10 protein-coding genes are annotated in these 11,079 nt (G+C 70.1%); 8 read left to right on the forward strand and 2 right to left on the reverse strand.

The genetic code is table 11. The annotated features are described in order from the left end of the window. Window positions 1-134: 134 nt before the first annotated feature. Window positions 135-839, forward strand: coding sequence for an AraC family transcriptional regulator (locus IAE56_RS18970; protein ID WP_200753606.1), 705 nt, complete (start codon window positions 135-137; stop codon window positions 837-839). A gap of 7 nt (window positions 840-846) precedes the next feature. Here the strand turns inward: IAE56_RS18970 and IAE56_RS18975 are convergent, their stop codons facing one another. Then, entirely contained in the window at window positions 847-1,737 is an 891-nt protein-coding gene (locus tag IAE56_RS18975; protein ID WP_200753599.1) for a sterol desaturase family protein, read from the reverse strand. Between the two features lie 320 nt (window positions 1,738-2,057). Between IAE56_RS18975 and imuA the strand changes: the two genes are divergently transcribed. The 4 genes from imuA to IAE56_RS18995 all read left to right on the forward strand — a co-directional run bounded on the left by imuA (window position 2,058) and on the right by IAE56_RS18995 (window position 7,786). Then, a complete protein-coding gene (gene imuA, locus IAE56_RS18980) occupies window positions 2,058-2,678 on the forward strand; it encodes a translesion DNA synthesis-associated protein ImuA (protein WP_108769137.1) in 621 nt (206 codons plus the stop codon). Window positions 2,679-2,687: 9 nt separating this feature from the next. Beyond that, window positions 2,688-4,097 (forward strand): DNA polymerase Y family protein, encoded by a 1,410-nt coding sequence (locus IAE56_RS18985; RefSeq protein WP_108769138.1) that lies wholly within the window; start codon window positions 2,688-2,690, stop codon window positions 4,095-4,097. A 6-nt stretch (window positions 4,098-4,103) separates the two neighbouring features. Beyond that, a complete protein-coding gene (locus tag IAE56_RS18990; protein WP_200753600.1) occupies window positions 4,104-7,214 on the forward strand; it encodes an error-prone DNA polymerase in 3,111 nt (1,036 codons plus the stop codon). A 65-nt stretch (window positions 7,215-7,279) separates the two neighbouring features. Beyond that, window positions 7,280-7,786: a hypothetical protein gene (locus IAE56_RS18995; protein ID WP_200753601.1), complete on the forward strand. Its 507-nt coding sequence runs from the start codon at window positions 7,280-7,282 to the stop codon at window positions 7,784-7,786. A gap of 101 nt (window positions 7,787-7,887) precedes the next feature. On the opposite strand, the gene ptsJ is transcribed toward IAE56_RS18995, so the two are convergent. After that, complete coding sequence (gene ptsJ / locus IAE56_RS19000) at window positions 7,888-9,174, reverse strand: transcriptional regulator PtsJ (protein ID WP_200753602.1); 1,287 nt, start codon at window positions 9,172-9,174, stop codon at window positions 7,888-7,890. A gap of 75 nt (window positions 9,175-9,249) precedes the next feature. Between ptsJ and IAE56_RS19005 the strand changes: the two genes are divergently transcribed. The 3 genes from IAE56_RS19005 to IAE56_RS19015 are packed head-to-tail and all read left to right on the forward strand — an operon-like array spanning window position 9,250 to window position 10,957. Then, window positions 9,250-10,023: a YggS family pyridoxal phosphate-dependent enzyme gene (locus IAE56_RS19005; protein ID WP_200753603.1), complete on the forward strand. Its 774-nt coding sequence runs from the start codon at window positions 9,250-9,252 to the stop codon at window positions 10,021-10,023. After that, on the forward strand, window positions 10,020-10,733 hold the full coding sequence (locus tag IAE56_RS19010; RefSeq protein ID WP_200753604.1) for a glutamine amidotransferase: 714 nt from the start codon (window positions 10,020-10,022) through the stop codon (window positions 10,731-10,733). The genes IAE56_RS19005 and IAE56_RS19010 overlap by 4 nt, the downstream gene beginning before the upstream one ends. After that, window positions 10,733-10,957 (forward strand): hypothetical protein, encoded by a 225-nt coding sequence (locus IAE56_RS19015; RefSeq protein ID WP_200753605.1) that lies wholly within the window; start codon window positions 10,733-10,735, stop codon window positions 10,955-10,957. Before IAE56_RS19010 ends, IAE56_RS19015 begins: the two co-directional genes overlap by 1 nt. Window positions 10,958-11,079 lie beyond the last annotated feature (122 nt).

Genomic DNA, 11,079 nt, shown 5'->3' on the forward strand with positions numbered 1-11,079 from the left:
CTATGACACCCTGCTTGAACGCCTGGAGCGGGGGGGCCGCGCCCGCGTTGGGGGGGGTCGGGGGGGCCCCCCCGGGGGGCCCCCCCGGGGGTCGGATCTGCATGGATTCAATTCCGATGGAGATCCATCCACGCATGGCGTGGATCTACACTACCCGCATGCCCCACCCCGCCCTGCCCTGGACTGGCACCCTGCTGCTGGATGCACACGCCGCCCTGCTGCAGGGCCATGCCGGTGGCAGCGGCACGCACGCGCACTACGCCCACCAGCTGCTGCTCAGCGATGGCGCGGCCTGGAAGGTGGAGATCGACGGCGTGGCACAGCAGGGCCAGCGCCTGTGGCTGCCGTCCTTCGTGCCGCACGCCATCCTCTCGGCGCCACAGGACGGCTGCACCCTGTTCCTGGAACCGGCCCACGCTGATCTCGAACAGATCCAGCAGCAGCTGCCCACGCTGCCCACCGACATCACCGCCCTGCAGCAACGCCTGCCGCAGCTGAGCCGTGCGCAGCCGCTGGACCGCCGCGTGCAGGTGGCGCTGAAACGCATCGCCCAGCACCTGCCCGGCCCGGTGCCGGCCGTGGACATCGCCGGCGCCGCGCACCTGTCCACCAGCCAGCTGCACCGGCGCTTCCAGTCCGATCTCGCCGTGACCCTGCGTGGCTGGGTGCTGTGGCAGCGGCTGCGCATCGCCCTGGCGCATCACCTGCACGGACACAGCCTGACCGACAGCGCGCATGCCGCCGGCTTCGCCGATCTGGCCCATCTGTCGCGCAGCCTGCGCCGCATGTTCGGCATCGGTGCGGCGCAACTGCAGGGCCTGCAGCTGCGCACTGCCTGAGGCGCACTCAACGGCGGCGGCGCAGCCCTTCGGGCACCTCGGGCACCGGCCCATGGGGCAGCGCGCGGAACGGTGCCAGCAACTGCCCCGCATAGTCGCGCGGATACTCCGGCTGGCTGCCGATACCGAGGTCACGCGTCCCCAGGCGATAGTCCGGCGCATCGAAGGCCGTGCCCAGCAGGCGGTCCCAGACGGTCAGGAACAGGCCGAAGTTGACGTCGCCAGCGGTGCCGTAGCGCATGTGGTGGAAACGGTGCAGCGGCGCCCAGGCCATCACCCGGCCGAGCACGCCCGGCCGCATGTCCACGTTGGAATGCTGCAGCAGCAGCTGGATGGCGATGGCGAAGGCCAGCACCGCCGCCACCGGCAACGGCAGGCCCAGCAGCAGCAACGGCAGCACGCCACCCACCGCCTCGGCGGCCTGGTGCAGCGGGTGCTTCATCAGGCCGTTGAAGCCGTACATGCGGGTCACGCTGTGATGCACCGCGTGCAGCCGCCACAGCCAGCCGATGCGATGGCTGGCGTAGTGCACCAGGGTGATGCCGAGATCGGCGGCGATGATGGCCACCAGCACCTGCAGCGCGAACGGCCACTGCTGCGGCCACGCCTGCCACGGAATGATCGCCGCCAGCAGCGGGACGGCCGCGATCGACAGCAGGTTCAGGCCTTCGTTGACCACGGCGTGCAGGGTGTCGCGCAGGCGATCGCCGTGGTCGTGGTTGAACGCCGGGTCGTAGGGCCAGAGGCGTTCGGCCACGAAGGAAACGCCGATGGCGACGGCCAGCAGGGGCAGCAGCCACAGCGGGTCGCCATGGCAATGGCCGACCCAGGCGATGGCGGCGGCAACGAAGCCAGACAGGAACAACGGGGCGTACAGGCGGAGGATCCAGCGTTTCATCGGCAGGCCATGAATGAGGGGCCCGCAGGGTGGCCCCCGCACCCCCGGCCGGGATTGAACAAACGGCGCAACGCGCAGGCCGACGGGGTCGGATCCCTTTCGCAGAAAGGGCTCCGACCCCATTCACGATGACCCCATCCACGCATGGCGTGGATCTACCGGCCAGCCCGCCAATTTCATTAGTAATTCTACTCACAAGGCGAGTAGCATGTCGGTCTCAGCCCCTGATCCCGACCCGTCGATACTCGCTCCATGCCCGCCGTTTCCGCCCATTCCTGCCGCTTCCCGCCTGACCGGCGCCTCCCCTGGAGGACCGGCTGATGGGGGCCGTCGTCGCGCTCGACCGTCTGCTGGACGGCCGCCAGCTGTGGCGTGGCCCGGCGCGCACCGGGCCGGCCAGCGACCACCTGGCCAGCGGCCACCCGGCGCTGGATGCCCGCCTGCCCGGCGGCGGCTGGCCGGCCAGCGGCCTGTGCGAGGTGCTGCAGGATGCCCCCGGGGTGGGTGAGCTGGCCCTGGTCTGGCCGGCACTGGCCAGGTTGAGCCAGCGCGACCGGCCGATCGTGCTGGTCGCCCCGCCCTACCGTCCGCACGCCCCGGCCTGGGCCGCGGCCGGCCTCGACCTGGCCCAGCTGCAGATCATCCAGGCCGCGCCGAAACAGGCCCTGTGGGCGGCCGAACAATGCCTGCGCTCGGCGGCCTGTGCCGCGGTACTGTGCTGGCCGCAGCCGCAGCAGGCCGATGACCGTTCGCTGCGCCGCCTGCAGGTCGCCGCTGACAGCGGCCAGTGCCTGGGCTTCGTGTTCCGCGACGTGCGCGCCGCACGCAATCCCTCCCCGGCCAGCCTGCGCCTGCAGCTCGACCACGGCCAGGTGCGGGTGCTGAAGTGCCGCGGCGGCCTGCCACCGGCGCAACCGCTGCCGCTGGCCATCGCCCACTGAGGCCGCGCCATGCATTGGGCCTGCCTGTTGTTGCCGCAGCTGGCGCTGGACAGCGTGCTGCGCCTGCAGCCGGACCCGCAGCGGCCGCTGGTGCTGCTGCAGGGGCCGGCGCAGCGCCGCGTGCTGCGTGCGGTCAGCCCGGCGGCGCGCGCGGCCGGCCTGCGCCCGGGCATGCTGCTGTCGGCCGCACAGGTGCTGGTGCAGGACATGCAGCTGCACGACTACGACCCCAGCGCCGAGCAGCACACCCGCCAGCTGCTGGCCAGCTGGGCCTATGCCTACAGCTCGCAGGTCAGCCTCGATTTCCCCCATGCGCTGGTGCTGGAAATCGGCGCCAGCCGTGCCCTGTTCGGTGACTGGCTGAAGATCGAGAAACGCCTGCGTGATGGCCTGCACGAGCTGGGCTTCCGCCACCGCCTGGTGGCCGCGCCCACCCCGCATGCCGCACGCGTGCTGGCCAACGTGCACGACGGCCTCGGCGTCGACATGCAGCAGCTGCCGGCGCTGCTCGCGCAGCTGCCCTTGTCGCGCTGCGGCCTGCCCGCCGAAGCAGTCACCGTGCTCGGCCGCTCCGGCCTGCGCACGCTGGGCGCCGCGCTCGACCTGCCACGCGACAGCCTGGCCCGGCGCTTCGCCCCCGACGTGCTGCAGCAGCTGGATGCACTGCGCGGCCTGCCGGCGCCGCCATTGCGCTATTACCAGCCCCCGGACCGCTTCGATGCGCGCATCGAATTCGAGTACGAGATCGAATCCAGCCAGGCCCTGCTGTTCCCGCTGCGCCGCCTGCTGCTGGATCTGGCCGCCTTCCTCTGTTCGCGCGATGGCGGCGTGCAGCGCTTCGACCTGTATTTCGAACACGACCTGCTGCCGGCCAGCGTGCTGACCATCGGCCTGCTGGCCCCCGAGCGCGATGCCGCGCTGCTGTTCGAGATCGCCCGCAACCGCATGGAAGCCTTCGCCCTGCCCGCCGGCAGCCGGGCGCTGCGCCTGCAGGCCGAACACCTGCCGCCGTTCGTACCGGCCGCGCGCGATCTGTTCGACACCCGCCCGGCACAGGCGATGCCGTGGACCCAGCTGCGCGAGCGCCTGCGCGCACGCCTCGGCGATGACGCCGTGCAGCCGCTGGCGGTGCAGGCCGACCATCGCCCCGAATGTGCCAGCGGCACCCAGCCGGCGGCCAAGCCCCCCGCGTACTGGCCGCTGCGCCCCGGCTGGCTGCTGGACACGCCGCAGCCGCTGCGTGACCCACGCCTGCGCATCGTCGCCGGGCCGGAACGGATCGAATCGGGCTGGTGGGACCAGGCCGACGCGCGCCGCGATTACTACGTGGTGGAAACCGCGCACGGCCAGCGCGGCTGGGCCTTCCGCCCGCGCAACGATCCGCATGCGCCGTGGATGCTGCACGGCTGGTTCGGTTGAAGCGCCATGACCGCCACCGCCCCTGCCTATGCCGAACTGCACTGCCTGTCGGCCTTCAGTTTCCAGCGCGGCGCGTCCACCGCCGATGAACTGTTCGCGCGTGCCGCCGGCCAGGGCTACCGCGCCCTGGCGATCACCGATGAGTGCTCGCTGGCCGGCATCGTGCGTGCCTGGCAGGCAGCGAAGACGCACGGCGTGGCGCTGGTCATCGGTGCCGAATTCCAGGTCGAGGACGGGCCGAAGATCGCCCTGCTGTGTACCGACCAGGACGCCTATGCCGGCCTGTGCCAGCTGATCACCACCTGCCGGCGGCGCGCGGGCAAGGGCGAATACCGCTGCCTTCGCGAGGATCTGCACGGCCTGGCCGAGGGCCTGCTGTGCCTGTGGCTGGACCGCCAGCCCGATGCCAGCCACCTGCAGCTGCTGCGCAGCGCCTTCAGCGACCGCCTGTGGCTGGCGGTGGAACTGCACCACGAACACGACGACGTGCGACGCCTGCTGCAGCTGCAGGCCTTCGGCGAGCGCCACGCATTGCCGCTGGTGGCCAGCGGTGACGTGCACATGCATGTGCGCCGCCGTCGCGCCCTGCAGGACACGCTGACCGCGATCCGCCACCGCTGCAGCGTGGCCGAAGCCGGTTGGCGGCTGTTTCCCAACGGCGAACGCCACCTGCGCCCGCGCAGCGCGCTCGCCCAGCTGTATCCGCCCGGGCTGCTGGCCGAGACCCTGCGCATTGCCGAGCGCTGCCACTTCACCCTGGACCAGCTGCAGTACACCTATCCACGGGAGCTGGTGCCCGACGGGCAGACGCCGGACAGCTGGCTGCGCGAACTGGTGGAGGAAGGCATTCCCGAGCGCTGGCCCAGGGGCATCCAGCCGGCGCAGCGCGCGCAGATCGAACACGAGCTGGCGTTGATCGCCAAGAAGAACTACGCCTCCTACTTCCTCACCGTGCAGGACATCGTGCGCTTCGCGCGCAGCCAGCAGATCCTCTGCCAGGGGCGTGGCTCGGCGGCCAATTCGGCGGTGTGCTTCGTGCTCGGCGTCACCGAGATCGACCCGGCGCGCAGCAACCTGCTGTTCGAGCGTTTCATTTCCGATGAGCGCGACGAGCCACCGGACATCGACATCGATTTCGAGCACGAGCGCCGCGAGGAAGTGCTGCAGTACGTGTTCAACCGCTATGGCCGCGAGCGCGCCGCGCTCACCGCCGTGGCGATCAGCTACCGCGGCCGCAGCGCGATCCGTGATGTCGCCCGCGCGCTCGGCCTGCCGATGGACCAGGTGAATGAGCTGGGTGCGGCGATGGACCACTGGGGCGGCAACATCCCGCTGCCGGACACGCTGCGCGAACGCGGCTTCGATCCGGACACGCCGCTGATGCGGCGCCTGCTGTCACTCACCGAAGAGCTGATCGACTTTCCCCGCCACCTGTCGCAGCACCCGGGTGGTTTCGTGATTTCCGAACACCCGCTGTCCACCCTGGTACCGGTGGAGAACGCTGCCATGGCCGGGCGCACCGTCATCCAGTGGGACAAGGACGACCTCGATGCCACCGGCCTGATGAAGGTCGACTGCCTGGCGCTGGGCATGCTCACCGCCATCCGCAAGTGCCTGGCCATGCTGCAGCAGCACGGCCTGCACGAAGGGCGCATGGATGCGATTCCAGACGAGGATGGCCCGACCTACGACATGATCTGCGCCGCCGAAACCATCGGCGTGTTCCAGATCGAATCGCGCGCGCAGATGGCGATGCTGCCACGCATGCAGCCGCGCACCTTCTACGATCTGGTGATCGAAGTGGCGATCGTGCGCCCGGGTCCGATCCAGGGCGACATGGTGCACCCCTACCTGGAGCGCCGGCGGATCCTGCGCGAACAGGGCCCCGAGGCACTGAACGATCCGGACAACCCGCTCTATCCACCCCAGCTGGAGCGCGTGTTCGCACGTACCCTGGGCGTGCCGCTGTTCCAGGAACAGGTGATGCAGCTGGCGGTGGATGCCGCCGGCTACAGTGCCGGCGAAGCCGATGCACTGCGTCGCTCGATGGCCGCGTGGAAACGCCATGGCGGGCTGGAGCCACATCGCGAAAAGCTGTTGACCGGCATGCTCGACCGCGGCTACAGCCTGGAATTCGGCGAACGCCTGTTCGAGCAGATCAAGGGCTTCGGCAGCTATGGCTTCCCCGAGAGCCATGCGGCCAGCTTCGCCCTGCTCACCTACGCCAGCTGCTGGCTGAAGTGCCACTACCCGGCCGCGTTCACCGCAAGCCTGATCAACAGCCAGCCGCTGGGTTTCTACAGCCCCGACCAGCTGCTGCAGGATGCGCGCCGTCATGGCATCACGGTATTGCCGGTGGACGTGCGCCACAGCGACTGGGACTGCAGCCTGGATTTCAGCAAGGGCGCAGCGGCAATCCGGCTCGGCCTGCGCCTGATCGATGGCTGCAGCGAAACGGCAGTGCAGGCACTGATGCGCGAACGCGCGCGCCGCTCGTTCGACGATGTCGGCGATCTCTGCCAGCGCACCGGGCTGGACCGGCGCCAGCAGGGCCTGCTGGCCGATGCCGGTGCGCTGCGTGGGCTGAGCGGCCACCGCCATCGTGCGCGCTGGGATATTTCCGGCGTGGAAAACCGGCTGCCGCTGTTCGACCAGGCCCGCGCCACCACCGAGGCCCGCGTGGCCCTGCCGCTGCCCAGCGCGTGGGAGGACATGCAGGCCGATTACCGCAGCACCGGCACCACGCTCGGCCGCCATCCGATCAGTTTCCTGCGCGCGCAGTTGCGTACCCGTGGCTGCCTCGACGCCGTACAACTGGCAGGCCACGGCCATGGACGCCGCGTGCGCATCGCCGGCCTGGTACGCATGCGCCAGCGCCCGCAGACCGCCAGCGGCGTCACCTTCCTCACCCTGGAAGACGAGACCGGCATGGTCAATGCCGTGGTCTGGCGGCACGTGGCCGACCGCCAGCACCGCGTACTGGTCGATACCCAGCTGATGCAGATCGACGGCCGCCTCGAACGCGTCGATGGTGTACAGCATGTGATCGTGCAGCGCATGCTGTGCCTGGATGAACTGCTGCAGGGCCTGCGCAGCCACAGCCGCGATTTCCATTGACCGCGCGGCCCTACCCATCCGCTTTTGCATCCGCTATCGTCGGTACATCCAAGGAAGGACGAACGATGGCCCGCGCACTGATGCTGACCACCCTGGGGGTGTCGACCCTCGCCCTGCTCGTTTCCGGCTGGAACGCCTGGAACCTGCACCACAGCCAGTCACCGCAACGGGTGATCGAAGCCCGCGGCCTGGTCATCCACGATGACAAGGGCCAGGCCCGCGTCATCCTCGGCGCTCCCGTGCCCGATCCGCTCAGCAAGGGCAAACCGCAGGGCCCGCGTGCCACCGCACTCTCAGGCATGATCCTGCTCGGCCCCGATGGCTCCGAACGCGGCGGCTACGGCACCAGCGACCGCGGTGGCGAAGCCCTGCTGACCCTGGACGATGCCAGCGGCACCACCGAAGTCTTCAAGGTCGTGGCCAACCCTGATCGCGGCGCGAGCCTGATGGTGCGGCACCAGAACAACACCGGCGCCATGCTCACCTCATGGCAGGGCAAGCCGGAACTGGTGTTCCTGGATGACACCGGCCAGACCTACTACGTACGACCGGGCGCCAACGCCGCGCCCTGATCGTTCTGTAGAGTCGAGCCATGCTCGACTTCTGTTGGCAGAAACCAGTCGAGCATGGCTCGACTCTACAATCCAGACGAAGCAGTCGAGCAAGCTCGACGCTACCCACCGCACACCGCCAGCAGATCATCGGCCAGCCTGCGCAGCTCCGCCGCCCCCAACGCCGCACAGGTAATGCGCAGCCCATGCGCCGGCGCCGCCACCGCAAATACCTCACCACCACGCACATGCCAGCCGCGTGCCGCCAGCGCCAGTACCTGCGCGTGGCTGTCACCCGACAGCGGCAGCCACAGGTTCAAGCCCTCCATCGGCAGCGGCGTCTGCAGCCCGCGCGCGCGCAGCAGTTCCTGCAATGACTGCAGGCGCTGCTGGTAACGCTCGCCCGCTGCGGTGATCTTTGCCCGTTGCGGCGCCGACTCCAGCACCGCGCTGGCCGCATCCTGCAGCAGGTGGCTGACCCAGCCGGTGCCGGCCGCCAGACGCAGGCGCAGCACGCTGGCAGTGGCAGCATCGCAGCCCAGCCACGCCAGCCGCAGGTCCGGCCCCAGCGCCTTGGACAGCGACCGCAGCAGCGCCCAGCGCCGGCCATCGTCCGGCAGCACTGAATGGTAGGGCTGCTGAGAAAGCAGCGCGTAGTGATCGTCGATCAACACGGCCACCTGCGGGTAACCGGCCAGCAGCTGCCGCAGCGCCCGCGCCCGCTTCGCATCCAGGCTGGCGCCGGTGGGGTTGTGCGCACGCGGGGTCAGCAGCACCGCCCGCGCACCGGCCTCCAGCGCTGCACGCAGCGCCTCCACCTGCATGCCGTGCGCATCCACCGCCACCGGCAGCACCGCGTGCCCGCCCGCGGCCAGCACGTTGAGGCTGCCGAGGAAGCACGGATCCTCGATCGCGATGCGGTCACCCGGCAGCAACCACGCCGCCAGCAGGCGCTCGATGCCATCCACCGCCCCATGAGTCAGCTCCAGCGCATAGCCGGCCGGGCAATGCGGGTCCAGCGAGGCGCGCGCCAGCCGCTGCATGCGCACATCCACCGTCTCCGCGCCGTACAGCCGCGGGGCCGCCGCCTGCACGCGCAGCGTGGGAAAAAGCCGTGGGTCCGGATTGCCCCCGGCCAGGTCATGCAGGGCCAGGCCCGGCGCGCTGCCCTCGCGGGCCATGGCCTGCGCCGGCCCGCGCACCACCGTGCCACGGCGGCCGCCGGTGATGGCCAGGCCGGCACCGTCCAGGCGCTTGTAGGCGGCCGCCACGGTATTCCGGTTCACCCCCAGCCGCTCGGCCAGCTCCCGCACCGGCGGCAGCACGCTGCCCGCGGCCAGCTGGCCGTTGCCAATGCCCTCACGGATGCTGTCGAAAATGGCCTCGGCACTACGCCCGGTGATTTTCATTTTGTCCTATGCCAAACTAAGCCTTGTCCTGTGCCAGTGTATCCCACCCTGGCCACCCCGCACCGGAGGTCCCCCATGCCCCTAGCCGCCGCCGACTGGCCCGTCGCCCAGTCCGTCGAACAGATCGCTGCCAACCTGGTCACCGTGCGCCAACGCATCGCCGATGCCTGCACCCGTGCCGGCCGCGACCCGGCCAGCGTGCGCCTGCTGCCGGTCAGCAAGACCGTCGACGAGGCGCGCATCCGCATGGCCGTGGCTGCCGGTTGCCACGAACTGGGCGAGAACAAGGTGCAGGAAGCCCAGCGCAAGGCCGAAGCCATGGCCGACCTCGGCGTGCACTGGTCGGTCATCGGCCACCTGCAGACCAACAAGGCCCGCCATGTCGCCCGCCTCGCCAGCGAATTCCAGGCACTGGACAGCCTGCGCGTGGCCGAGGCCCTGCAGCAGCGGCTGCAGTTGGAAGACCGTACGCTGGACGTGTTCGTGCAGGTCAACACCTCGGCCGAACCCAGCAAGTACGGCCTGGAACCGGACGCCGTTGCAGCCTTCGTACAGCAGCTGCCCACCTTCGACCGCCTGCGCGTGCGCGGGCTGATGACCCTGGCGATCTTCACCACCGACGTCGAACGCGTGCGCGCCTGCTTCGTGCGCCTGCGCGAACTGCGCGACCAGCTGCAGCACACCGCGCCGGTGGGCATCGACCTGTCAGAACTGTCGATGGGCATGTCCGGCGATTTCGAGGTCGCCATCGAAGAAGGCGCCACCGTGGTCCGTGTCGGCCAGGCGATCTTCGGCGCGCGCGCGACGCCGGACAGTTTCTACTGGCCCAGCGCCGGGGAACCGGCATGACGCCCGCTGCCGGCAAGCATGCCGTGGTGCTGCAGCACGTTGCCTTCGAGGACCTGGGCACGCTGCAGCCGCTGATGCTCGCGCAGGGCTGGACCGTGCAGGTCCTGCAGGCCGGCGTCGATCCGCTGCAGCCCGCCGAAGCGGCCGACCTGCTGGTGGTGCTCGGCGGCCCGATCAGCGTCAATGACACGGCCCTCTATCCTTTCCTGGCCGACAGCATCGCGCTGCTGCAACACCGCCTGCAGCAGCAGCGGCCGACGCTGGGCATCTGCCTGGGCGCGCAGCTGATGGCGCGCGCCCTTGGCGCCACGGTCGCGGCCAGTGGCGGCAAGGAAATCGGCTTCGCGCCGCTGCTGCTCACCGAAGACGGCCAGCACTCGCCGTTGCAGGCCCTGCAGGGCATCCCGGTGCTGCACTGGCATGGCGAAGCCTTCGAGCTGCCCGACGGTGCGCGGCGCCTGGCGAGCACGCCGGCCTGCCGCCACCAGGCCTTCGCTGTCGGCCACCATGCCCTCGCGCTGCAATGCCATCCGGAACTGGATGCACGCCAGTTCGAGCGCTGGCTGATCGGCCACACCCTGGAGCTGGCCCAGGCCGGCATCGATCCCAACGACCTGCGCGCGCAGGCCCGCCGCTACGGCGCGCCGCTGGCCGCTGCAGCCAACGCCATGTTCGCGCAGTGGCTGCAGCACCTGCCGGAGAACCCCTGATGCATTACCGCCTGACCATCCATCGCCACGGTCAGTACTGGGGCCAGTTCGACTGCGAGGGCCCGGGAGCCCTGCAGCATCTGAACGCCCTCGCCGCGCGCCTGCCCATCGAAGACGGCTTCCAGCTGCAGCGCCTGAAGGGCGTGGGCGAGGAACGCATCCTCTCCAGCGGCGCCGACGGCCTGCGTGTACTGGCGGCGCAGATCCAGTACAAGCCCCTCTGAAAACCGGCAAGCGGGGCCGCTGAGGGCCGGCCCCGAGGCTGTCATTGATGCAAATGATTCTCCTTTACTGTAAGGTGCAGCCGCTGCCCTTGCCGCCGCGGGCTGTTCCTCCACCCTGCCCC

It is taken from the genome of Stenotrophomonas sp. S41 (assembly GCF_016624625.1).
Lineage (GTDB): Bacteria > Pseudomonadota > Gammaproteobacteria > Xanthomonadales > Xanthomonadaceae > Stenotrophomonas.